This window comes from Rossellomorea aquimaris (assembly GCF_020172085.1).
Taxonomy (GTDB): domain Bacteria; phylum Bacillota; class Bacilli; order Bacillales; family Bacillaceae_B; genus Rossellomorea; species Rossellomorea aquimaris_E.
Window position 1 is genome coordinate 1,396,541 of sequence record NZ_JAIVAT010000003.1, and the last position, 24,627, is coordinate 1,421,167.

Consider the following 24,627-nt stretch of genomic DNA (forward strand, 5'->3'; position numbering starts at 1 on the left):
ACTTTTGTTAATTCTTCTTTAGAAGCATTGTGCTCTACTTTTTGAATATATAAATACTTAGCAGGTGGTAATTTTCCCATTTCCAAATGTTTTACGGAAGAAGAACAAGCATTCAAGAGAACGCATACGAACATGATGCATAAGATCTTTTTCATCCTTTTACCGATGCCCTTCCTTACGTGCCTGAATGTAACCATAATAAGCGCAAGTGCCATTTTTAGTTAGATTTTTCACTTCGAAACCACACGTTTCATAGAACTTGAAATTGTTTGCCGATGTGTGTGCGAACCAGTCTCCATGGGGCAACTTCTCGATACAGAGTTGTACGAGTTTCTTTCCTATTCCCCTGCCTCTGTATTCAGATAGGACAACGAGATCCATAATGTTGGCTGCCATGATTTTGTCTGAGATCACCCTGACCATCCCGATCATCTTTTCGTTATCCCAAACTGTGAAGGCCCACGCAGAATTCATGAATATCAGGGAAAACTTCTCTTTTTGCCAGGTTGGGGTATTCCTTGCCCAACCGGCATCTTCAAACAATGCTTCTACATAAGGAGCTGGAACACCTTCCGTTCCTTCCCTGATGACCAAGCCATTGAAATATTGATACAATTTCATCGCCTCCTCTGCCTCAATTTAATTGAAAACCCTCAGTTGTTTGATTTGCGTTTTGATTCTACTTAATTTCTTCCTTACTATACTCCTGTCATCTGGCAGTAAGGGAATATCAAATAGTTCGGAGATGGATTCTGCCACCTTTTCAATAGACAATGTGTTTGTTATGATTCGATTTTCAAAGATTTCATCCGATAATCCTTTCAAACATCGATCGGTCTGTCGGTGGGCCCATGAATGCTTTCGTTCTCCCCTACTTCTCAACCTTTTTTCAATAATGTGTTTATCTGCCCATAGGACGACATGCTTCACTTCCACTTTTTCATTTCTTAATTCATGTACAATCTCTTTGAAGTATTGTGCATCAACGACCGTCATAGGTACAATCAAGACGCCATTATAATGTGACTCAATATATTTCAAGATGGAACGGTTGCATTCCCGCCAAGGAGGATAACCTTGAAAATCTGCTTTCGAAGCTTCTTTCGGGATCATTTTCCTCAATAAGTATCCAACTTGTTCAGGATCATATACAAATGAGTCCGGTATTCTTCTATTTAATTCATACGCCGTTTGGGACTTCCCGGAACCAAACGCGCCATTAATCCATAGGATCATTTCATCCACCCCAATCCTTTAAGCCCATGAATGTAATGGGGACATCCTTTATATTCCTTTTCCAGATCATATGATCTGAGCCTTCTCCCCAGTAATCCTTCAGCCAATAATCCGTGTCCCCTAACTTTCTTGTCCAAACTTTTTGAGACGTCGAGTACCCACTATCCAGGCAAAACTCGTCAATACCTTTGCTTTGAAAAGTAAGGAGCATGATGTTAAACAGCAGCGTACCAATTCCACGCCTTTGATATTCCGGATGGACAAATACCGTTCCGATTTCGAATAGCTCTTTTAATGAGCCGTTTGTTACCGTATTGATCAGGACACTTGACGGCCCATATTCAACCGTCCCGACAATCGTTCCACCAACTTTTGCAATCAAGAAATATCGTTCTCCTCCATTGCTGTCATAGTCAGATTGTAAGTATTGGATCTTGGTTTTGATTTCAGTCTGGATATCTTCTTGAAGAGTAGATAAACCCTCTTTGTCAAAGGTATCTCTGATGACAAGATCGAAAAATAGAATAAGTTCATCTTTATCGACGTCCATGGGTCTACTGATTTCAATCCTGGTCACATAATTTCACTCCCCAATTACTTTTTGAATAGAATCAATGACTATGTCCGGTCGGTCAAGGAATATTGAGTGACCGGACCCCTTTGCAAAGCGTAATTCACCCTTAGTTGAAAGGGTTGCCTGCTGACCGATTAATTCTTCCCATTTTTCTTCAAACTTTTTTGACTCCCACTTTGGAATTCCTACTTCGGTTTCGGAAATGATGGTATATTCTTTATCCCGACCGATCACCACCAGAGGTACATTAGGAAAACCCTTCAATCTTTTAATGATTGAAGCATCCTTCTTCCAGTTCTTAATCTCCGATGCCATCGCTTCATAGAGGGAAGGAGTCGTTTGAAACTCCAGCAGACGTCGCTGAACGGAAGCAGGGAATTGCTTATGTTTTTCCAGTAGGAAAGGTTGGATGATGCTTGTTAGTTGCTCACGATCTTTTGAAGCATATTCCAAACATTTATTTATCCATGTTTCATCCGTTTCTTTATTTATGGTGGGAAGATCCAGTTCGTCCAAATCTTTCAAGTCAACCGAAGTGGAATCAACAAGGACCATTCCAGCCACCCTTTCGGGGTGAACTTTCGCGAAGTGTTGTGCACACAATCCACCATAAGAATGAGCGACTATATAAATTGGCTTTTTTACTTTTAACGAGTTGAGCAGTTCAAACAAGTCCTTGACTGTCGCATATGTATTTCTCACTTCATCTCCCAGTTCACTGCGGCCAAGGCCTAGGCGGTGGAACATAAGGATTTGATTAGTCCTACTTAATTCATTTGTGACTTCATGCCATTCATCAAAGGAGCATCCCATCCCTGTGAGGATAACGATTAACGAACCGGCATGACCTTTTTGGAGTATCTCCAGTTTGTGATGATTGATGATTTGTAACGTGCAAATAGTAGATCACCTTTTCCGTGTTCAATGTTGATGTTGTCTATATTAAGAGGAAAGCAGTCTTCTCGTCATTCGGTTTTGTCTCCAATGATATATCTGTTATATTTTTAAACCTACGGAAGTCAAATGGTGTTCTTTTATTGGAAGAAGAACTTCTTTAGGCACCCATCCCTCTTCCCCATTTTTCTTAATTAAGTCGAACCCTGTGCAGGTATCATCTACAACAGAAATGACCTCTCCGGTCTTAACGGATATTTGTGCACAGGAAAGGTCAGTCTTTGCCCAAAACGTTCCATCAGCACTTCGGTGAAGATATTCATTTTTCACATATAATTGTTCGTTTGTCTCGACTTGTTTACACAATGTGAAATGCTCAAAATGTTGAAGGGGAACCAATTCATAGTTGGGATAAGAAATGTTCCCCAACATATGGCCAGGTTTAAAGTCTTTCTTCACTTCACAGGTTCCATGATAATCTATATGGGTATGGGAAAAAGTGTCACCGCTTGCTGCTCTATGTATAATAAAAGCATTTAACTGACCTGATGATTTGATGACGTTTCCTCCATCGATGGAAATGATTTTTTTATCCTCACCCACGATTGGATTATTCGATGGGACGTTCTTTGAATAGTTGACGACTGGCCAATGTCCGACAATAACATACTTACCAGAGCAATGAGATTTCTCCAGGAATGCAGGCATCGTGATGGCGGCGAGGCGGTCCGTTTCCCTCCAGTTTTCCTTATCTTCCAAACCAGCATGAACAAAAATATAGTCATCGGTTTCGATCGCAGTCGGTAAATCCAACAGCCACCTAATTTCAGCTGGAACATGGCGGGTAAGAACACGCTTTAGTTCTTGAACCGAGGTATCTTCTTTGATTTCAAACCCCGCTTCATCAGCCCACTCTTTTAGAATGGAATGTTTTCTTGAGCTTAGATAATTCATCAATTTTGGGTTTTCTCCAACCAGATCCTCTACCAGTGTGTCGCAATTCCCTTCCGTTACATAAACGTTATGGTTACACCCACAAAGCTCCATGATATGACGGACAACACCTTTACTATTTTCTCCTTTTTCACAAAGGTCTCCGTTTATTATTAAATAATCCTCTGAATTGAAATTTACTTTTTTCAATAGCTTTGTAAACAAGTTTAGCTCTCCATGGATATCCGAAATTACAATGATTCGTCCTGAAGGGGGTAATTTCAATCTTGTTATTTTATTCAATGGTGATCTCCTTCTACTAGAATTGAGTCTATTTTTTGTGGCTTAATAGAGTGCCAAAACATAGTCAACTAATTTTTCAATATCGCCTGAGCATTTTTCAACTTCAGGCAGGTGATAAAACGTAGTGGTTTCAGCTATGTCATTTAATACATCATCCTGAGAATATAAAATAATTCTCTTCCTAAGACCAAGGGCGATACCCAACTCCACGTGACTCCCTTTTCCGCCGGGCAGTAATATAATGACTACATCGGAGTTGATAATGGCATCCTTTTCGCATTTTCCAATGTGCTGAAGGTCTTCCACTGTCAATGCCCGCTCGTTACGTGTCCAATCATAGGTATGAAGATGACCTAGTCGCTTTAACTTGTCACTTACCGAACGTACAAGATCTTTATTTGCAAAACCTGAAGCAAGATAAAATTTCATGGTTTTCCTCATCGTCAATAAACTACTTTTGAAACAGCTTACGTTGTTTCATGTAGTCGATTGCTTTCGTTTTGTTTTTTTGGTTCGAGACATAGGTTGATTCATTTTTGATTCTCTTATAGGTAGAAAGCCTTTCTGAGGAAAGCAAATCTTTTTCGATGGCTGCCTTCACTGCACAGTTCGGCTCCGTATTGTGGGTGCAGTTTGAGAATTTACACGTCGAGGCTAGTTCTAAAATGTCTTCGAATGTGTCAGGAGAATATTCTCCAGGATTCATTATTTCGGTTATTTTTTGATTGAATGTCATCATAACTCCTTCCTTTACGTTATATACAATAGTTGTATAATCTGTATTACTTCCTTTCATTAAGGTTTATTTCATAGGGTCTGTTTATAAGAAAATTCGTTTCACTACCCCATAGTTAAAAAAACGATTAAGACAAGACCTGTGAACATATACGTTGAATATTTCTTTCTGTCCGTACCGATCCGAAGCTCCCAAAGACCAACGGTAACTAGATATACTCCCAACAAACCCATAACAAAGGGTAAAATGATGAGAATCCCCAATTCTTCTTCCTCCATCCCGAACTACCTTTGAAAATTCACAGGCTGAGTTAACATATATTCCAATTATTCCAAATTATCTCATCTAATACAATCCCTTTTCCTATAGAAAAAAGGTGCCAAACCTTCTATCGCGATTTGGACACCTTCTTTATTCTTTTAACCCATCATTCCTTTGATCGATGTAAAGTGTACCATCCTCCTGCAGTTCAACGTAGAAGGAATCTTGAACCTTAACTTGAAAATGATTTAGCTGAAATTGCAGCCACTCTTCCGATATGCCAGCTTCCTTTAAGTTTTGATATAATATGTTCCCATCGACAATTAATTCCGTTGGTATGTATTTAGGCTGTCCAGTAATGATGTTCTGGTCTCTTTTTGTAAACGGTCGATATGCCGATTTTAAAGATACCGTTAGTTTTCCGTCCGGTTCAAGAATGGCCGTATCAACTTCATTTACAGAAAATACGTTTTTTTCTCTAAGGAGCATGCTTAGGTCATCCATATTCAGATGATGTTTGCCTAACGTGTCCTCGAGTATTTTCCCCTCCTTAATGACAATCACAGGCTGTCCGTCAATGACTACACGAGCTTTAGATGATTTGAGTCCGATATATCCTAATAGGAACGTCAGGAAACTCCACCAAACGAGACTTGTTAGCCCTTCAAAAAAAGGAGTCTTGGATTCCCCAGCAATGTCTGCTGCGATGGAGCCAATGGTAATCCCTGTAATATAGTGAAAAAAAGTCAATTGACTCAGCTGTATTCGCCCCAGTAATCGTGCGAGTAGCAGGAGGACCAGGAAACTCGCTGTGGAACGTATGATCATTTCTAAGTAATCTACATGAAACAAAGGATTCGACCCCTAAACGTTATTTAGTATAGTTCTGTGCGCTTCTATACTATTTTATGCGGGGGTTAAACTAAAAAAAGATCTAGTACTTTGTTTTTCTTCGCTATGAACGAATGACATGATCAGCCATAACTTCAGGGTTGTATTGGTTGATATAATAATCTTCTGCTTTCCAATATCTGTTCTTGAATTTTGTTATATTTTGTTGAGTTTTAAGTGATTCCCGATCAAATCTGGTGGTTCTCGGGCAATCGAGATAAAGGACTTTATCGAAAAAGTTCCTCCACTCCTTCCGCTGGATGAAAACCCCTTCTATAATAATCAACCCATTCTTTGGTAACTGAATCGTCCTGTTTTCATGTGTATCGAGTTGACCTTGGTAAAATGGAAGTAAAATGTGTTCACTATCATTTAAATTCCGAAAGAAATGTTCCGCCAGCCATTCCACATCCCACTGCAATTGAAAGTATTCATACCACTCTTCAAAGCCCGTGTCATATCTTCGTTTACGTTCAACAATATGATCATCGAGATGGAAAATATGATATGGGCGATTTTCTTTGTTTAAGTGATGACTTAAATTCCGGACAATAGTCGTCTTCCCTGAACGGCTCAAACCGTCTATTCCAAGAATGAACCTTTTCCTTCCATACTCATCATCAACATCCCTCAACAAATCCAGATGCTCCATCTCCATCAATTTCTTCACTCCTTAATGATTGAGAGGGACGGACCTCAAATTTTAGATCTAAACCCCTCTAAATCTGGTTTTCATCCCGAAAACAGAGGTCCGTCCCTCACAGTGATTATATGTGTTCTATAAAGGGAGTTGGCTTTCCGATGCTGTAGAGTTGGAGTTCGTGCATAGCTCTTGTGCATGCGGTGTAGAATAGCCTGCGCAGGTTTTCGTCAGCGTACGATTTTTCTGATGCGTCATAGATGATGACGGCGTCGAATTCGATTCCTTTTGCCAGGTATGCAGGAATGATGACCACTCCCTGCTCATATTCAAGTGATACACTCGTCATAAGTTTCACCTTTTCAACGGTTCTTAGGGAATCGTATACCCATTTGCTTTCGGATGCGGTTTTACAGATGATGGCGATGGAAGAATAGTCCTTCTCCCTCCACTTCACTATCGTTTCCGCTATATGGTGATGAAGTTCGGCAACGTCTGTCACCTGTTTAAGGGTTGGTTTATCTCCGTCCCGTTCAAAAGCGGAGATTTGATCACCACCCGGCACCAAACTTCTTGTGAATTCAATGATCGGCTTGGTGGATCGATAGCTCTGAGTGATTTGAATCCATTCCGTCTTACCTGGACCATATAGATCGGTAAGATTACTGAAATCAGCATATTGATTGGCATGGGCAAAGATGGCCTGGTTAAAATCACCGAGGACGGTCATTTTGGCTGAAGGAAAAAGTCTTTTGATGAATTCAAATTGAAAGGGTGAATAATCCTGGGCTTCGTCAATGAGTACATGTTTAATGGATGAATTGGTCTGGAAACCGAGAATCAACTCTTTTAATAATAAATAAGGTGTCGCATCTTCGTAAAGCAAACGTCCCTCATTTAACATGTTGATCGTCAATTTGCATACATCATCCCATTTATGGGGTCTATTCTCCTTCATGACTGACCCTGATTCCAATGAATCTGCAAACAATTGTTGATAAATCCCCTTTACATCTATATAACAGAACGAGTTGATCCGATTCCTTAGCCTTTTAAATTTTCTTCGTACAATCAACCTTCTCAGCGCTTCATATTCCGCTTCATAATCATCAGAAATATTTTTCTTCCGGAAATACTTCCGAGCCTTATGATATTCATCATTGCTCATCAACTCGATGGCTTCTTCCACCCATGGCTCAAACCGTTCACTTTTTTCTGCTTGATCGACTCGGGTGCTGAGCCATCCTGTCAACTTCTCTAGTTTATTATGAAAGTGGAGCGAGCAATCAATACTATAAAACCGTTCAGTGATTTCCTCTCCTGTAACGATCGGTTTCCCCCTGAACTTTATATCTTTGAATTTCATCCCCGAATTCTCTAGTGATTCCCTATAAGACTTCAACGCATGAAAGAAAACGGTTGAGGCCTTGAATTGTATACTTTCAATGCGGATCCCATACATGTGATCACCAGTTTGATCCAATACATATTCCAGCTGTTCATAAGGACCTTCAACCTGGAATTCATTGCTCAAACGGTGGTCCAGATATTCCTGAAAGGTCACCTGTTCCATATTTTCCTCCCCGAGTTCAGGAAGAACATGTGATACATAACTGTTGAACATAGAGTTAGGCGAAAATAGAACGATTTGGTCTGCTTTCAACGTTTCCCGATATTTATATAGCAGATACGCAATCCTCTGCAAAGCAGCAGAGGTCTTTCCGCTTCCAGCAGCTCCCTGGACGATGAGTAATCTTCCGCTGTCATGCCTGATGATTTGGTTCTGCTTCTGTTGAATCGTGGCTACGATGCTGTGCATGTAGTTGTCTGATCGATTGCCGAGGACCTGCTGTAAAACTTCGTCCCCAATCGTCAGACTAGTATCGAACAAGGACTCGATCACACCTTCACGAATGAGGTATTGCCATTTTTTCTCTACTGATCCATGAATGACTCCCCCAGGAGTGGTGTATTCGGCTGGACCAGGAGGATAATCATAATACACGCTTGAAATCGGTGCCCGCCAATCGTAAACCAAGAAATTTTCTCCACTTTGATCTGTCAGTGTCGAAATGCCAATATAGACCTTTTCAGTTGGTGCTCCTTCTTCGCTGAAGTCGATACGCCCGAAATACGGTTTCCCGATCATTTTCCGAAGAGCGGATAATTTTTTTAAAGCTTGCCTGTGGGTACTCTCGGAAACGGTCAAGGTTTGAGCTTGCTGCCTTAATGCAAGAACGGTTTCCAGGAAATCATCGAAGGTATCTGTATTAACCTTAACCTCATCCCAGAAATGATTACGAATCTCATTCACTTCATCTTTACGTCTTCCAGTTTCGTTTTCCAGCTTTACGATCATGTCAGATATGCTTCCTATGACTGAGTCTACACGTTTTTGCTCAAGTTTGATATCTGGATTCATCCAAGCACTCCTTCACAATAAAATTCAGGGTTGACTGATAAACGGTTTATGTTGTATAATTAAAATTGAGGAAATATGTTTTATTTTTAATTTATTAAACATATCTTTATTAATATACCAAAATATCATGATAAATTCAATCACAATATTAAACCTTCCCCTCTTATTCTTTCAGAGGGGAAGGTTTTTTTGTAAATATTATTCCTAAGCAAAAAGCTCTAATAGAGTTTTATAGGGACACCCGGCTAAAAAACTCCATTTTCATTAATGGTATCTTCAGGCATCGGTTGCCCTATGTCCCATAATTCAGCAATTTTATCTTCCTCGAAGCGAAAAATATGCACAACGATCGCACCCAAATCATCTTGATGCTGTCTGACATGTGAATGAACCGCTACTTCGTCTTTTTCTTCAATGGCCCGTTTCACTTCAAAAATCTTACGAGGATTCTTTACAGCATTGTCTTCCATTGCGAGCATGAGCGATTCTCCATCCCCACGAAAATAAGGGTTGTGATGGTGAAAACCATTTCCTATGTAGTCTTTAAATGCTTTACGAACATCGCCAGACGCAACGGTTTCCAGAAACGAAACGGCTATTTCTTTTTTAGACATTCCTTGTTTTTCAGTCACTTCCGTCATCCCCTTAATGAAAAATTGTATGTCCTTCTCATTATATATGAAAGGGGGATGTTTCAAAAGATTCTTACATTATTCGATCATCAGACTGTCATCTTCCAGCTCGAATCCGCAAGCCACCGTTCTTTTTCTTTATAATCCGGTACGATCTTTCCCACAAGCCTCCAAAAGGAACGATCATGGTTAAGATGAACCATATGGCACATTTCATGGACGACAACATAATCAATGACCTCAAGCGGCGACATGGCCAATTTCCAGTTAAAGGTCAGCTGCCGTCTTCCATCGCAAGTTCCCCAAGTCGTACGACTATCCGAAATGCGTACAGAGCGAGGCTTGGTTTTAAAATGTTGCTGATGAGAGGAAATACTTTTCTCAACGATCGACTTACATTGCTTGTAGTAAAATCGTTTTAACGCCTGTTTAATCCTCTCATCTTCGATTACTTTCACTTGGATATTCAGTATCTCATTGTTAAATGTCACATAGTCCTGAGTGATTTCAGGACTGTGATGAACTTCTATGGGAAAGCTCTTCCCAAGATACAAGAAAGGCTCACCATGTTGGTAGGACTTTATTTGTGGACCATTCAAACGACCTTTTACTTCCTTTGATTTCTGAATGATCTTATCCCAATGCCCTTCAAGAAACTCAAAGACAGATTCTTCCTGAGTTCCCTTTGGAGCGTGCACTTCTAAATTTCCATAACCATCAACATATACTCCTATGGATTTTCGGTTTTTATATTTTAATTCAAAATGGATCGTCTCACCTGAATACGAATGTTTCATTTCTTAACCCCTATATCTGATTGCCAGCCCCTTCAAAAAATTCCGGGCGTAACGATCACCACAGATCCTATAATTTTTATGCCCTTCTCTTCTTAAAATCGCACCTAACTCACTCTTTGTCATTACGACATCCGCTAATTCCAAGATTTCAATCATATCCTCACTTGTTAGGGAAAGGGCGATTTTCACTTTCTTCAGCAGAAGATTATTCACATGTTCACATGTGATCGCAGGTTTTTCGGGCTGTCCGGGCTTTGGTTCCTGCTTTCCTCTTTTAAAAGTTATAAAGCCATTCAAAAAAGACTCGAACATCTCATCGTCACAAGGTATTTGATCTTCTATTTCCAATTCGTCCATGTCCATCGACTTTGTAAGGACCTTCAACACTTCGTCTTTTGATAATTCTATTCCACCAAGCTTGAAGATTTCTACCATTTCTGTATTTTTAATATCGAGTGCGTACCTCAATCGAATCAAGATATCATTATTATCAATATTCATTGTTTGCCTCCTGGAAATTTGCTTTTCACTAAATCATAAGCTTATCATGTTAAAGTTAGAAAAAGAAGCGTGTAATGATCCTTTTAATACTTATTAGATATAATGAAAGGTCCGTCCCTCATAGGACAGACCTTTTAACATTAAACGAGTACTAATGGAAATTGAAGGGTTACAGTTGTGCCTTTGCCGGGTGCACTTTGGAACGTGATATTCCCGTTATATTTCTCTACAATGTTATAACAAATCATTAGACCCAGACCTGTTCCTTTACTCTTCAAGGAGTAGAAAGGGGTGCCGAGGCTTTTTAATTCTTCATTTGTCATTCCTCTTCCGGTATCTGTGATTCGGATAATGACATTCCTTTTTTCTTTATTCGCCGTCACCCATACAGCTCCACCTTCTGAAGATGCTTCAATAGCGTTTTTGATCAGATTCATGAAAAGTTGTTTCAGTTCGATGGAATTAGCTGATACATGACATTCCTTTTCAACGTGAAGTTGTATACTGTTATCATTTAGCAACCCATACATAATCAATAGCTCTGTAACATCTTTAAGCACAAGATCTACATTGATAATATGTATTTTCCCTGCTAAATCTGGCTTTGAAATCGACAAAAATTGAGAAATAACATGCTCTGCGGTGTCCAGCTCGTTGATCATCATGGGAAAATTTTGCTTCTCCCTGAGTATCTCATCCTCTGCGTAGTATTGCAAAAAACCCTTGACGACAGTCAGAGGATTCCTAATTTCATGTGCGACAGCTGCTGCCAGTTGACCTGTCACCTTCATCCGTTCTGCCTGCTGCATCTGTTCATAATACATGCGTTGTTTCTGGATTCGAAGGTTGGTTAGATGAAAAATAAAGTACAATAGAACTTGGCTCGCAATGAAGTTCACAACATTACCCACCATGTCTTCATAAATATATGGGTAGATTTCCCCTTTATCAATCATTCCAATATAACTAAATGTACAAACGATGAAAACCACATTCAAAAGCATAGAGAAATAAAAAAGCTTTTTATCAAAAAACATGATCGAAAGGGCGGGTATGAAACAAAGCAATACGAAATTCGACCATGTTTCTGGATAAAGAAAAAACAATGTATAAAAATATCCTGCCGATGATAAAACAGTTAAATACCTTACCCATGTATTCTCATAGAAGGGGTATATTAGTAGGCAAGCAGATATAATGGTGACCATCACGCTATGGATGACAAATCTCGAATTAATCGGATTATCGATGACTAGCCCAGCTATCATCAACAAGATAATAAACGAAACAATGTAATAATAATATTTTTTATTTAGCCGATCATGGAATTCTTTCATTTCTAAACTCCTACTAGTATTCTACATTTCTCCAAATCATTGTCATAATATTGTAACTATCTTACAAAAACAAGAAAAAGTCAACGTTCACTAAGTTCCGTCCATATGTATTGCCTCAACTGAATCGTTTCATGCATCAATTAAGAAATCGAGCAAAAAAAGCCAAAGGATCCCCTCAGGATCCTTTGGCTTTTATCATAAATGTTAAAATACTTTCAACAAGTCTTCAAATGATTCGATCATATGATGGTAGGAAGTTGCGCTTCCAAAACCGTATGATACATAAACAAAAGGGATACCTGCCTCTTCGGATGCTTTTTGGTCTCCCAGTGTATCTCCTACATATACCGGTTCCTTTAAATCGTTACGCTCGATAATAAGTCGGATATTCTCCCCTTTGGTCAATCCAGTTCTACCCGGATTCTCAAAGTCGATAAAATACTCATCCAGCCCGTGATAATCATAGAACGCCTCAATATATCCATCCTGACAGTTACTGACGATGAACAATCTATACTTCTTAGACAATTCCTCCAGAACAGGTTCTACATGGGGATATATACGTCCACCATGGTTTCGTAAGTGGGGGATCTCTTGGCGGGTAAGGTCTTTCAATAACTGTTCACGTTCTTCTTCATCCAAATCAGGAAATAATATCTTTCCAATTTCCTTCATTTGAAGTCCCATAGTCCCTTCCAGATGCTTTCTTGTAATACTACTTTTATTTTTCTCCACGATTACTTTATTCCACGCTTCAAGTACAGACTCAATTGGATCCCACAATGTTCCGTCAAGGTCAAAGATGATGCTGTCCATTTTTCTCCACCAATCTATTAAAGTTTCTCTATTATTTAAATGGGTATTCAACTCTATTTCTTAATAATCTTCATTTCTTTAACAGGCCAATAAACTATATTGGTCGTCCCCACTACCTTATCAATCGGGATCGAACCGATTTGACGACTGTCTTTGCTGTATCTTCTATTATCCCCCATAACAAATAGTTCACCATCAGGAACCGTCAGCTGCTTTACCGGTGTATCCTCCAAGGTGAAGTCAGGGGTCAGGGCACCAATCACGGATTCTTTTTGTTTGTCCAGGTAAGGTTCAGCATACGCTTTGCCGTTTATGTATAATGTATCATTCTTATACTCAACCTTATCTCCCGGCAGGCCGATGACACGTTTAATATAATCTTCCGTATTGGTCGCATGAAAAACAATGATATCAAAGCGCTCAGGTTTATCCATCTTATTGACAATCATACGGTCCTGGTCCAGTAAGGTCGCATTCATCGAAGCCCCTTCAACCACAATCGGGATAATGATAAAGGATCGAATGATAAATGCTAGCACTACTCCAATAATTAAGGGCTGAGCCCACCCCCAGATTTTTCTTTTTTCGGTCACCATGTACTTCATCCTCTCTTAAAAGCTCTCCCCACTCTACATTTTAGCATAAAATTCCTAATCTTTCGTTTTCATCTGTAGCGGATACGTGAAAAAGTATGTCTTAATGATAAATCAATAAATTGAGAGACACACAAAAACGTTGCAGAAAACAATTCTGCAACGTTTAGATGCGAGTTAAAGAGAGTCAGTGCTCTCCCTCAGCTGCCATTGCATCAGCCTTGGTTACATGTACCGTCCCTTTTGGATGTTGCGGTGGCGCATAAATGGAATACAACTTGATCTTAGTATTGCCGGTATTGATAAGATTATGCCAGGTGCCGGCGGGAATCATGATGGCAAAGTCTTGCTGCACTTGTTTCTCATAGGTTAAATGATCTTGGCGATCACCCATCCGGACAATCCCTTCGCCTTGTTCAAGACGGAGAAATTGATCCAGATTCGGATGGATCTCAAGCCCGATATCTTCACCTGGATTAATGCTCATCAATGTTACCTGTAAATGTTCTCCCGTCCATAAGGCGGTGCGGAATGTGTCATTCGCCACAGTGGCTTCATCGATATTCACCGCATATGGAGCAGGGCCAACATCTTTTGACATCATCCGTATTTCTTCAGCTGATCCCAACTCACATAACGTTCGTGCGTGCTCCCACTCATCCCTGCACGTATTCACAAGTACTTCATATACCACTGAGTGCTGTGCCTGCATGCTGCAAACCCGGAACTGCTCATAATCTGCAAGTTCCGCTTTATATGCCCGTTTAAGCCCCTCCCGATACGAATGAAACGGAATGCTCTCCACATGATAGACGGGGTGTGAATCTGTTAATGAAGTATACACATTCGTTAACTCCCACCAATGCCTTTGCTCATCTTCCATCATGCGCATTATGAATTGTCGCTCTTCATTATTAGGTGCAATCTTTGCAAGGCGATGATAGAAATCAACACTCGATGCCTTTTTTTGGATCCCACTCAGCAGGGTGTTCACCAAGTGGCCAGTGCTCCCTTCCGTTCCGGTTACGGTCATAGGATAGGTATGAGCGTGATAGGAATACCCGTTCGGTACATTATACACTCTGATCATTCCCTTCAGTCTTTTACCACGATATCATATGCGTGGATTCGGAAGGTGTGCTTATGCCTAAATGAACACAGCACAGGGCTCTCTCATAAACATCATCCCAGATACCCTTTTCCTTTTTTAACATACTCATCCATGATGGAAGCTGGTACAAGGTTTCCACCCGTGGCCCATACTAAATGAGTGGCATGGGTCACATCGACTTGAAGCGATGTAAGATGCTCCTGAACCGGCGGAAGGACAGGGCCAATCATACCCGCTAGTGCGGAGGGCTCCAAGGCGATGGATTCTGATGAATGTAAGAGCGCAAGCAATTTGAAGAGGGTTTCATCAGTGACGGTAAACACCCCGTTCAGCAGTCTCTCAATCATTTTCCCCGCCAGTGCAGATGATCTTCCAACTGCAAGTCCATCCGCTTCTGTACGGTTGCTTAATCCAATTTCCTGAACGGATATCTCTTCATGTCTCCCTGTCGAAAGCCCCAATAGCATGCAGGGCGAGTGCACAGGTTCTGCAAAGTAACAATGCACATGTTCACCGAATACATGTTTCAATCCATATGTCACACCACCTGGACCACCACCTACCCCGCACGGTAAGTAAACGATCAACGGGTGATTTTCATCTACGATTATCCCTTTTTTTCTGAACTGTTCCCTTAGCCTCATTGCAGCAACCGAATATCCCATAAACAGATCCTTGGAATTCTCATCATCTATAAAGAAACAATTCGGATCAGATAAACTCTGCTTCCTGCCTTCAGCGACGGCGTGGGAGAAATCTTGTTCATGCTCCACTACCTTGACGCCCTTTCCCCTCAAGAGGTCTTTTTTCCAACGCTTTGCATCCCGGGACATATGAACCGTAACCTGAAAACCAATCGCTGCCCCCATTATACCGATACTCAAGCCCAGATTCCCCGTTGAGCCGACAGCAATGGAGTAACGGGAATAGCACTCTCGGATCCGTTTTGACGCAAGTTTTGAATAATCGTCCTTTTCATCGATCCAGTTTTGTTTGATCGCGATACGCTCTGCGATCTTGAGCACCTCATATATACCTCCCCTGGCTTTAATCGACCCAGCAATTGGAAGCTCATGGTCGCATTTCAGTATGATCTGACCCTGTATCTTCGATTTATAATAATCTTCGAGCGTTCTCTGCATGTTCCCGATGTATTTAATGGGTGACTCAATGATGCCGTCGACTGATTCCGGGAATACCTTTTTCAGGTAAGGAGCAAACCGCTCGAGCCGTCGCTCTGCATCCACGATTTCCTGAATGCCTGACATTGTACTCTTAGGGTCCAATGAAGGGTTCCCCCAGAATACTTCTTTAGCCGATTGCAAATCCATGAATAATTCCGAATTCATTTGATGCATATTACCCGTCATTTTTGATTCCCCCTCATTGACATGACCATCCAATTTAAACCCTCTTCACAAATGCCTAACCAAAATATGATAAGATTGATATGATTCTTCTGAAAATTATAACAGAAAAAGGAGAGCCTGATTTCATGTTACCTTCCAAACTTAGAGCGGATATTAGATCCGGAAAGCACCAAACCCACACTTCTGGATTTTGTCAGAATTATGTACAGGCAAATCTGGTCGTCCTTCCAAAAGAATACGCTTTCGACTTTTTATTGTTTACTACTCGCAACCCGAAATCGTGTCCTATCGTCGAAGTGCTGGAACCAGGACAATATCAATCCAAATATGCCAAAGAATCAGATATTCGCAGGGACATCCCTTTATACCACATCTATGAACATGGTAAATTGATTGAGACCAAAAAAAGCATTGAAGATGTATGGAAAGATGATTTTGTCAGCTTTCTCATTGGGTGCAGCTTTACTTTCGAGAGCCAGCTGATCAAAGGGAACATCCCACTGCGACATATCGAAGAAAATAAAAATGTAGCTATGTACACAACGAATATCCAAACAGAGAAAGCCGGAGTATTTGATGGTCCTATGGTCGTATCCATGAGGCCCGTTCCAAACTCTCTGGTGCAAAAAGCAGCGGATATCACCTCGTTATTTCCTAAAATGCACGGTTCCCCCGTGCATATCGGTGATCCAACTGAAATCGGCATCCAGGATATTACCAAGCCTGATTTCGGAGATTTCGTGGAAATCAGGGAGGATGAAACACCGATGTTCTGGGCATGTGGGGTGACACCTCAAGCAGTGGCACAGCACGCAAAGATCCCAAATATGATCACCCACTCTCCAGGTTGCATGTTCGTAACGGATTGGAAAAACGAAGACTATTTGCACGAAACTTAATCAGAGAGGGACGGACCTTCATAAGCAAGGTCCGTCCCTCCTGCGCTATAATTAATTAGAAAAAGAGGTGCTTCCCGAAGGAAAGCACCTCTCTTCCACTTAACACATATCCTCATCCTCATCCACATGCTCCACAGTTGTTCTAGGAGTGCAAAATGTTCCTAACACTTCAAGAATGACAGGATATAGTATGTCGATTTCCAGGCATGCAATGAGTTGGATTTGGAGCTGATCACGGGTCAGACTTCCAACTTTTTCGCGGCATTTAATATCGATGATGGAACAGTTGATATTGCCTGTATCCATCCCCTCCGGTAAACAAACTGCAACTTTCTTGTCAAAGAAGACTGGTACTTCCATGGTACAGGTTTCACCTTCATTAAGGAGAGATCCAATCGTTAGACCAAGAATCGCTTCACCACGTATTTCAACATACCCCGGAGTTCCTTTTTCAAATGAAATGATAGAGCATCCTATTGGGCTAAGCTGACAGTCAACATTGATTCCCTCTCCTCTTGCAAGAAGTTCATCCACTAATTCTCTGCATGCTCGGGAAAATCCTATGGAGAGCGTTGAATGATGGGTGGCAATGACCCAATCATATACTTTTTCTACTGAAATACATTCCGGCCTTAGGTTCGAAGGCGGTGGAGGAAGAATGGTTCCAAGTTGGACATCCAACTGCCGGTTCTCACCTTCCTGAAGAACAATCGTCACCTCTTTAACAGGGTAGCCTGCTGCTGTAAACCTTAAGACGTAAGTTCCTGGAGGCAATCCCGTCAAGATATAGAACCCATTCGGATCGGTTAGCGTTGAGCGGATCGGTACGAGTGAACCGACAGGGAAAATTTGTACAAGAACTTGCGGGATCGGTTCCCCTGTTTGAATGTCTGTCACTGTACCACTGACACTTGAAGGATTTCCTTCTAATAAGAAGTTGAGCGTAGTCGTAGTCCCCCTTATGAGCGCAATCACTTGTATCTGGCTTTGGTAACCTAATGCTCTTACGATGACAACGACATTTCCTCCCGGCAATCCTGAAATCGTGTAATTCCCATCCATATCTGTTAGTGTCGTTCCCAATAATCTTCCATCAGGCGTAAACACTTGGATGAGGGCATTTTCAATTGCCGCAAACGTAATAGCATCCCGAACATTTCCAGTAATCGTTGCAGGGTTCGGTTCCAATGCTGCATTAAGAATCGCTGTTTCATTTGGGCTCAAGGTAATCATGGACGTCTGACTGACATAGCCTTCTGCAGAGAAGATAACGTTATAGTCCCCAGACGCAAGACCTGTTAGAATATAATTTCCATCCTGGTCGGTTAATGTTGAGGCAACCACTATTCCGCTTCCACTTATGACTGTTATGACACCCGCACTTTGGATAGGGTCTCCTGTATTTGCATCAGTCACCTGACCTCTAATGGAGGCCGGCTGACGACCGAGCTCGGCATTTAAAATCTGGACTTCCCCGTTTGTCAGAAATATTCTAAATACCTCACTTGCATACCCATCTGCCGAGAAGACCACCCGGTATTCCCTTGGGGCAAGTCCGGTAATTTCATACTCACCTGATCCATTGGTGAGGACAGAAGCAATTGGGATCGATGTACCGATCCTAAAGACTTGAACAAGAGCGGATTGGATCGGTTGATGATTGACTGCATCCTGCACTGTTCCTCTTAGTGTTGCAGTTTGATTTGATAAGCTTATATTAAGGTTTTCTGTTTCTCCTGGCGTTAACGTGACAATGGCCATTCCGTCCCCAAAGCCGTCTGCGCTTGCAATGACCGTATACTGACCTTGAGCCAGACCGGAAATCGTATAAAAACCGCTTTCATCCGTCAACGTACTGGCAATAAATACTCCGTCTGAGTTAAAAACTCTCACTAGTGCCCATGGAATGCCGACGCCTGTTTGTGCATTAAATACAGTTCCTGTAATTCCTGCTGGATTTGGATCAAGATCCGCATTTACCGTTTCTGTTCCATTAGGAACAAGTATGACAGGTACGATTGCGGTTGCATAACCATCAGAGGAAATCACTACATTATAGCTGCCTGCTGGTAAATTACCTATTGAATACGTTCCATCGCTTGATGTAATGATGCTGCCAACGACAATGTCTGTATTAGGTATGACTACTTTTACAAGCGCACCGCTGATCGGGTCTTGTGTAACGGTATCCCTTATTGTCCCTTGAACTGTTGCTGGGAATGGGATGAGTGCAATATTGAGCACTTCACTTTCTCCCGGAGATAAGAACACGGAATTGATACTGATTGCATAGTCTTGAAGTTGAGCCTGCACGTCAAACGTTCCTTGTGGAAGTCCTTCGATCAAGTACTCTCCGTTTTCATCTGTGAGGACGCGCCTTACCAATATATCCGTTCCACTTACGTAAACCTCTATGATGACACCCGTTAATGGCGACCCCGTATTGGCGTCCACAACCGTTCCACTGAGGGTGGCTGGATTAGCCAAAAGATTGAAATCGAGCACCGTGGCACTGTTCGGCTGAATATTCACTTGTTGGATTAATGACTGATATCCTGTATTGATGGCTGAAACGGTATAGCTTCCTTCCACCAATCCAGAGATAATGTACGTTCCATCTACCGTAGTTTGTACAGTAGCTACCACAGTTCCCTGATTGTCAATGACCCTGACTAACGTGTCAGCTAGAGGTTGTAATGTTGCGGCATCCCTTACCGTTCCTGTGAGAGATCCCGGATTCGGGGTAAGGAGGATTTCAACATTTGTCACTCCCCCACTCGTTACTTCTGCCGATACAGAGTTTGAACCAAAGTCTGGACTGCTTCCTACTAGTACATATACTCGCGGCGACAGGGTCGTTGTCTGGAAGAATCCATCTGAATCTGTCACGGTAGTGGAGATCACCGGACCCGATCCAGAAAGCTCCCGAATGACCACTGTCGCTCCAGCTATTGGCCCCAGGGAGACAGAATCTCTTACAAACCCTTGAATGATTCCAGGATTTGGACTTAAGGCAAAGCTCAATAAGCTCGTTTGATTGGAAGTGACAATGGCTCCAGCCGCCTCCGGACCGAAGTCAGCTGCATTAGCAACGACAGTATAAACTCCAGGTGTTACACCAGAAAATGTATATTCACCGTTTTGATTCGAAAGAGTGGTTTGGACAAGTACATTTGTAATATCGTAGAGCTGTATAACTGCATTAGGAATCGCTTCTCCATTTGCAAGATTTGAAATGAACCCCTGTATTTGTCCAGGGTTAGGAGCAAGGCTTAGTTCGGCAAACAGGATATCTCCTGGGTTACCGATAACCGTTTTTGTATCGGTTCCAAACGAGACGGCATCAGCAGTGATATTCAGTGTTCCTGTCGGTAAAGATGAAAAGGTTACATACCCGTTTTCATCCGTAATCCCTGTTGCAATCGGGATGTTATTGGCGTGACGGATCGTGACTGTCGAGCCTTCTATCGGAGTTGAAGTATTTTGAATAACGACCTGGACCGTCAACGTTACGGGATTTGCAGCAAGGACATTTGTTACCGCTGTGGTTTGATTCGATTGAACCATGGCTGATACAGTTGAAGATGAATAATTCGGGGCGGCTGCGGTTACAAAATATGTGCCGGGTGCGAGTGAAGGAATGGAATAGGTACCATCCGAGTTGGCTAAGAAACTTACAACTAATACATTGTTTTCATTAAACACCGAGATTTGGATGCCATTACCCGTTATCGGGTTACCATTTGTATCTTCAACGTTACCCGAAATAGATCCAGGGTTTTCTCCTAGTGCCAGATCGGCTCTTGTGCCGGAATCACTTATGACAATGGCACCTGTTTGCTCTGTCGTGAAATTCAGTTTTGAAGCTGAGACAATATAGGAACCTGGTGCCAATCCGCTGACAGAATAGTTTCCTGAAATAGAAGTCGTTGTGCTTGCAACCTGGATCTGAGAAATGCCGTCAATAATGACTACGGTGGCTCCTGAAATAGGATCTCCTGTCGTAAGGTTAGTGACTTGACCGTTGATGATTCCCGGATTTGGAATCAGCGATACATTCACTCCTGTTAAATCCTGTCCTACACCAAGGTTTATCCCAGTAATCACCTGGCCGAAACCTGGTGAGTTAACTACCACATTGAATGAACCACTTGGAAGATTCCCCACAATATACTGACCTGATGAATCAGTGAACCCAGAGCCGATCAGAATATTATTTTGATCAAAAATCTGTACGATTGCGTTCCCAATCGGATTCCCCATATTATCTGTAACGATACCGGATACTGAACCAGGATTAGGGACGAGGATCAAATCAACGGTTGACGACTGGTTTGCAAGAACAGAAACCCCAGCCTGTACCGTTGAATAATTCGGTGCAGATGCCAACACCGTATAGGTACCAGGTGTCAGATTATTAAATGAGAACGTTCCATCCTGATTCACCACAACAGAATCAATCAGTACATTATTCACATCCCTTAATTGGACGATCGTGTTGGGCACAATAGGACTGACCGTTCCTGTGATGAACCCGGGATCAGGGTTTAACACAACTGATACAGGTGTCGTTTGACCAGAAGATACAAGAGCACCGACCATTCCGTTTTGAAAATCATTCGCCATCACATTCACAGTATAATTATCAGGTGCAAGCCCTTCTACCATGAAGATTCCATCCATATCTGTGAGCACGGACGTAATTAAATTTCCTGAACTGTTCACAATACTGACGACCGCACCTGAAATAGGATTGCTTCCAATACTGTCGACCACAGTCCCTGTAATCTGTCCTGGATCAGGCTGAAGTGCGATGCTGCCATCTGCTGTTTGATTGGACGATACCTGAACGGTTACCGCATTCGTCTGAAAATCAGGTGCTGATACGACAACGGTATAGACCGCTGGGGCTAATCCATTTACAACATATTGACCATTCTCATCGGTTAGTACAGTAGAAATGACCGCCCCGCTTGAATCCACGATCCTTACCTGTACATTTACGCTAGTAATCGGCGTTCCCGTTTGTGCATTCGTCACAATTCCGGAAATCGAACCGGGATCTGAAGCCAAGTTAAAATTCACGATCGACGTAGCGTTTGATGATATCGTCACACCTTGGGTGGCTGCTTGATAATTCGAAGCCGCTGCGACTACCGTATAATTCCCGGGAGCAAGATTCGGCACCGCATACGATCCGTCTGGTGCTGTTACAGTGGTAGCGACAATAATTCCTGAACCGGTACTGATTTGAACGGTCACGCTCCCCCCTGCAATTGGATCATTATTTGTGTCCCTCACAAATCCAGCCAAAGTTCCAGGATCTTCATTCAGGGTAATATTTAAGGTGGTTGTTTGACCATCCTCAATCATGGCTGCAACGGCTTCAGTGGTGTAATTAGGTGCACTGACGACAACGGTATAACTTCCAGGAGGCAGACCAGCTACCATGTAGTCCCCATTAGAGTCGGTGATCACTGATCCGATTTGAATATTATTCTGAAAGATTGTTACCGTTGCTCCAGCAATGGCGACAGCATTGGGATCCTGTACGGTACCGACCAGGGCACCAGCCTGTCTGGTTAACGATGCATCTACTGTTGTAGTAGCATTGGACGTCACAACTCCACCAAGGGTTTGAGTAGCATAGCCAATAGCTGTAAAAATAAGCGAATACGATCCAGGTAATAGACTGTCAAAGGAATATTGACCGCTACCATTCGTCATCGTGCTCGCTACAATCACATTTTGGCTATTTACTGCTTGGACGGATACATCTGCAATAGCCAGCATGGTTTCGCTGTCTATTACGGTCCCTTGAATAGACCCTGGATTCGGCTCGAGGAAAATGTTCGTAATGGTGTTATTTCCAGCGGTGACGGTTGAAGTTACGGTCGTTGTGCTATAGTTGGTGGCAAATGACCTAACGTGATAATTTCCAGGGGCTAGATTATTGAAGCTGTATTGACCGCTTCCATTGGCAGTTGTACTGGCAATGGGTACCCCATTTGAATCCACTAATTCAACATCCGCAAGTGGGATGGCCGTATTATTGGTGGAATCACGTACCGTACCTGAAATCGAGCCGGGATTTGCGACCAGTGTGAAATTGACAACAGATGCCTGATTTGGCTCAGTCATGACGGATTGGGTTTGCGATTGAAAACCTGATGCAATAACAGTGACATTGTAAAGACCAGGAGTTACATTAACGAAAGAATAATTTCCTGCTACATTTGTGGTTGTAGTCGCTACTACAGAACCAGAATTATTTAGTAGTTGTACGGTGGCATTGTTTATCGCGCCTCCATTTGATACATTTCCAGAAATGGTACTGGGCTGAGGAACGAGTGCAATATTCGAAGTAGTGGATGTCCCCCCTACAGCTGCTACATTAGCTGTTCCAGTTACATAATTCGTTCGGGCAGCCTCTACAGTATAGTTGCCTGGAACGACATTCGTAAACGTATAAAATCCACTTGCATTGGATTGGGTAGTTGCAATCAAGCTCATGCCCTGGAAGAGTGACACCGTTGTATTCGAGAGGACCAACCCGGTGGATTGATCGGTTATGGTTCCATTGATTGTGGCGGTTTGTTGAACGTTGATGGTGACGACGGAAGTATTGGACTGGATGGCGTTACCTGAAGATGAATCAAATCCTGTAGCTTGTACCCTATCTAAATTTCTTGTTCCACTTGTGGTGAATGCACCATTCAATGTAAAAGTCAAAGTCGCGGTGGCACCAGGATTTAGATTTCCAATGTTCCAGGTAAGCAATTTAGACGCAGAATTATACGTTGTGATTCCCTGAGAAGTAGTATTCACAACAAATGAGTTTACTTGATCAGGACCGATGATGTCATCAAGAAAGACTGAGGTAGCCTGAGAAAGTCCGGTATTTGTTACGGTTACGGTACCAGTCCAAGTGGCCTGCTGACCAAGTACAACTGTTTGAGGTCCCGAATTCCGTACTTTGTTCGTTGTGAGCTTCGCCCTGATGTCCACCTGGTCAGGAGTGACAGGATCTGTAAAGGCATTTGTGAAAGAAAACCCTTCGCTCGTCCGAAGTGAATCCTTATTATAGTTATTGGCATTCGCTGATGAAAAATAAACTGCGCGGATGGCTGATGATGCATTAATACCTAAAAATGAAAATACTGTACTTGCCGGAAGGAACCAATCTAGAAAAAAATCTTGATCTCCACCGATGCTGGAATCGGCTGGCGTCACCCTGGCGTAATCAAAGTTGGTAATCGGCTGGGCAAAGTTTGGATTCCCCCCACCCGTCCCTTCTGCAGGATCATTCCATGAATTGACCAATTTCACCGTATTTTGAATCAGGCTCACCCGATTGTTCAAGCCATCGACGTTAAAGAGCCAGTCGTATGTTCCGGCTACTCCGGTTGTATTAATTAAAACCCCCCATGCAAAATTTCTAAAGCCTGTTAATTGTGTATTCCGGGGATCCCCGTTTAGCCTTAAGCGAAAATACACATTAGTCCCGTCGTATGCAAAAAAACCTGCAGGGAAAGTTGAGTTCCCCACGATATCTGTTGATACGGGACTTTCATCGCCTAAGACGTCAAATAAGGGTGCCCCCCCTACCAAGACCGGGGTATACTGCGCATTACTGGGAAATGCCACAGAAAAAACCTCCTTTAAATGTTATTATCTTTAT

Annotated in this window: 20 protein-coding genes; 1 reads left to right on the forward strand and 19 read right to left on the reverse strand. The window is 42.2% G+C overall.

The genetic code is table 11. The annotated features are described in order from the left end of the window. Positions 1–159: 159 nt before the first annotated feature. From LCL96_RS08070 to LCL96_RS08155, 18 genes are all read right to left on the reverse strand, one after another. Complete coding sequence (locus tag LCL96_RS08070) at positions 160–615, reverse strand: GNAT family N-acetyltransferase (protein WP_224940886.1); 456 nt, start codon at positions 613–615, stop codon at positions 160–162. A gap of 24 nt (positions 616–639) precedes the next feature. Beyond that, positions 640–1,236, reverse strand: a complete 597-nt coding sequence (locus LCL96_RS08075) for an AAA family ATPase (protein WP_224940887.1) — start codon at positions 1,234–1,236, stop codon at positions 640–642. A 1-nt stretch (position 1,237) separates the two neighbouring features. Then, positions 1,238–1,813 (reverse strand): GNAT family N-acetyltransferase, encoded by a 576-nt coding sequence (locus tag LCL96_RS08080; RefSeq protein ID WP_224940888.1) that lies wholly within the window; start codon positions 1,811–1,813, stop codon positions 1,238–1,240. A gap of 6 nt (positions 1,814–1,819) precedes the next feature. After that, positions 1,820–2,710, reverse strand: coding sequence for an alpha/beta hydrolase (locus tag LCL96_RS08085; protein ID WP_318246415.1), 891 nt, complete (start codon positions 2,708–2,710; stop codon positions 1,820–1,822). A gap of 96 nt (positions 2,711–2,806) precedes the next feature. Further along, the gene (locus tag LCL96_RS08090; protein WP_224940889.1) at positions 2,807–3,940 is read right to left on the reverse strand and encodes a metallophosphoesterase; all 1,134 of its coding nucleotides are present in this window, start codon (positions 3,938–3,940) and stop codon (positions 2,807–2,809) included. A gap of 42 nt (positions 3,941–3,982) precedes the next feature. Further along, positions 3,983–4,369: a nucleoside 2-deoxyribosyltransferase gene (locus tag LCL96_RS08095; protein WP_224940890.1), complete on the reverse strand. Its 387-nt coding sequence runs from the start codon at positions 4,367–4,369 to the stop codon at positions 3,983–3,985. Positions 4,370–4,391: 22 nt separating this feature from the next. Further along, a complete protein-coding gene (locus LCL96_RS08100) occupies positions 4,392–4,676 on the reverse strand; it encodes a hypothetical protein (RefSeq protein WP_224941342.1) in 285 nt (94 codons plus the stop codon). 411 nt (positions 4,677–5,087) lie between these two features. Continuing rightward, positions 5,088–5,789 (reverse strand): DUF421 domain-containing protein, encoded by a 702-nt coding sequence (locus LCL96_RS08105; RefSeq protein WP_224940891.1) that lies wholly within the window; start codon positions 5,787–5,789, stop codon positions 5,088–5,090. A gap of 103 nt (positions 5,790–5,892) precedes the next feature. Further along, positions 5,893–6,486, reverse strand: a complete 594-nt coding sequence (locus LCL96_RS08110; RefSeq protein WP_397550355.1) for a kinase — start codon at positions 6,484–6,486, stop codon at positions 5,893–5,895. 109 nt (positions 6,487–6,595) lie between these two features. After that, positions 6,596–8,890, reverse strand: coding sequence for an RNA polymerase recycling motor HelD (gene helD, locus LCL96_RS08115; RefSeq protein WP_224940892.1), 2,295 nt, complete (start codon positions 8,888–8,890; stop codon positions 6,596–6,598). Positions 8,891–9,135: 245 nt separating this feature from the next. Then, positions 9,136–9,504, reverse strand: coding sequence for a nuclear transport factor 2 family protein (locus tag LCL96_RS08120; RefSeq protein WP_397550354.1), 369 nt, complete (start codon positions 9,502–9,504; stop codon positions 9,136–9,138). A gap of 107 nt (positions 9,505–9,611) precedes the next feature. Continuing rightward, the gene (locus tag LCL96_RS08125; protein ID WP_224940894.1) at positions 9,612–10,319 is read right to left on the reverse strand and encodes a M48 family metallopeptidase; all 708 of its coding nucleotides are present in this window, start codon (positions 10,317–10,319) and stop codon (positions 9,612–9,614) included. A gap of 3 nt (positions 10,320–10,322) precedes the next feature. Further along, positions 10,323–10,820 (reverse strand): DUF1456 family protein, encoded by a 498-nt coding sequence (locus tag LCL96_RS08130; RefSeq protein ID WP_224940895.1) that lies wholly within the window; start codon positions 10,818–10,820, stop codon positions 10,323–10,325. 140 nt (positions 10,821–10,960) lie between these two features. Further along, positions 10,961–12,157, reverse strand: coding sequence for a sensor histidine kinase (locus LCL96_RS08135; protein WP_224940896.1), 1,197 nt, complete (start codon positions 12,155–12,157; stop codon positions 10,961–10,963). 204 nt (positions 12,158–12,361) lie between these two features. After that, a complete protein-coding gene (locus tag LCL96_RS08140; RefSeq protein WP_224940897.1) occupies positions 12,362–12,973 on the reverse strand; it encodes an HAD family hydrolase in 612 nt (203 codons plus the stop codon). A 53-nt stretch (positions 12,974–13,026) separates the two neighbouring features. Beyond that, positions 13,027–13,569, reverse strand: a complete 543-nt coding sequence (lepB, locus tag LCL96_RS08145; RefSeq protein ID WP_224940898.1) for a signal peptidase I — start codon at positions 13,567–13,569, stop codon at positions 13,027–13,029. 184 nt (positions 13,570–13,753) lie between these two features. Next, positions 13,754–14,656 (reverse strand): cupin domain-containing protein, encoded by a 903-nt coding sequence (locus LCL96_RS08150; RefSeq protein WP_224940899.1) that lies wholly within the window; start codon positions 14,654–14,656, stop codon positions 13,754–13,756. A 92-nt stretch (positions 14,657–14,748) separates the two neighbouring features. After that, positions 14,749–16,047 carry a D-serine ammonia-lyase gene (locus tag LCL96_RS08155; protein WP_224940900.1) on the reverse strand — a complete coding sequence of 433 codons (1,299 nt, stop codon included), beginning with the start codon at positions 16,045–16,047 and terminating at the stop codon, positions 14,749–14,751. Between the two features lie 125 nt (positions 16,048–16,172). Here LCL96_RS08155 and LCL96_RS08160 point away from each other — a divergent pair, with 125 nt between their 5' ends. Further along, positions 16,173–16,946, forward strand: coding sequence for a putative hydro-lyase (locus tag LCL96_RS08160; RefSeq protein WP_224940901.1), 774 nt, complete (start codon positions 16,173–16,175; stop codon positions 16,944–16,946). Positions 16,947–17,045: 99 nt separating this feature from the next. Here LCL96_RS08160 and LCL96_RS08165 read toward each other — a convergent pair whose 3' ends face one another. Then, positions 17,046–24,593: a carboxypeptidase regulatory-like domain-containing protein gene (locus tag LCL96_RS08165; RefSeq protein WP_224940902.1), complete on the reverse strand. Its 7,548-nt coding sequence runs from the start codon at positions 24,591–24,593 to the stop codon at positions 17,046–17,048. Between the last annotated feature and the right edge of the window lie 34 nt (positions 24,594–24,627).

Excerpts from the sequence above, each read along its gene's own strand:
- LCL96_RS08075 (WP_224940887.1), bottom strand. The coding sequence starts at position 1,236 with ATGATCCTATGGATTAATGGCGCGTTTGGTTCCGGGAAGTCCCAAACG.
- LCL96_RS08095 (WP_224940890.1), bottom strand. The coding sequence starts at position 4,369 with ATGAAATTTTATCTTGCTTCAGGTTTTGCAAATAAAGATCTTGTACGT.
- LCL96_RS08100 (WP_224941342.1), bottom strand. The coding sequence starts at position 4,676 with ATGACATTCAATCAAAAAATAACCGAAATAATGAATCCTGGAGAATAT.
- LCL96_RS08110 (WP_397550355.1), bottom strand. The coding sequence starts at position 6,486 with ATGGAGATGGAGCATCTGGATTTGTTGAGGGATGTTGATGATGAGTAT.
- helD (WP_224940892.1), bottom strand. The coding sequence starts at position 8,890 with ATGAATCCAGATATCAAACTTGAGCAAAAACGTGTAGACTCAGTCATA.
- LCL96_RS08120 (WP_397550354.1), bottom strand. The coding sequence starts at position 9,504 with ATGTCTAAAAAAGAAATAGCCGTTTCGTTTCTGGAAACCGTTGCGTCT.
- LCL96_RS08125 (WP_224940894.1), bottom strand. The coding sequence starts at position 10,319 with ATGAAACATTCGTATTCAGGTGAGACGATCCATTTTGAATTAAAATAT.
- LCL96_RS08130 (WP_224940895.1), bottom strand. The coding sequence starts at position 10,820 with ATGAATATTGATAATAATGATATCTTGATTCGATTGAGGTACGCACTC.
- LCL96_RS08135 (WP_224940896.1), bottom strand. The coding sequence starts at position 12,157 with ATGAAAGAATTCCATGATCGGCTAAATAAAAAATATTATTATTACATT.
- LCL96_RS08140 (WP_224940897.1), bottom strand. The coding sequence starts at position 12,973 with ATGGACAGCATCATCTTTGACCTTGACGGAACATTGTGGGATCCAATT.
- lepB (WP_224940898.1), bottom strand. The coding sequence starts at position 13,569 with ATGGTGACCGAAAAAAGAAAAATCTGGGGGTGGGCTCAGCCCTTAATT.
- LCL96_RS08150 (WP_224940899.1), bottom strand. The coding sequence starts at position 14,656 with ATGATCAGAGTGTATAATGTACCGAACGGGTATTCCTATCACGCTCAT.
- LCL96_RS08155 (WP_224940900.1), bottom strand. The coding sequence starts at position 16,047 with ATGACGGGTAATATGCATCAAATGAATTCGGAATTATTCATGGATTTG.
- LCL96_RS08160 (WP_224940901.1), top strand. The coding sequence starts at position 16,173 with ATGTTACCTTCCAAACTTAGAGCGGATATTAGATCCGGAAAGCACCAA.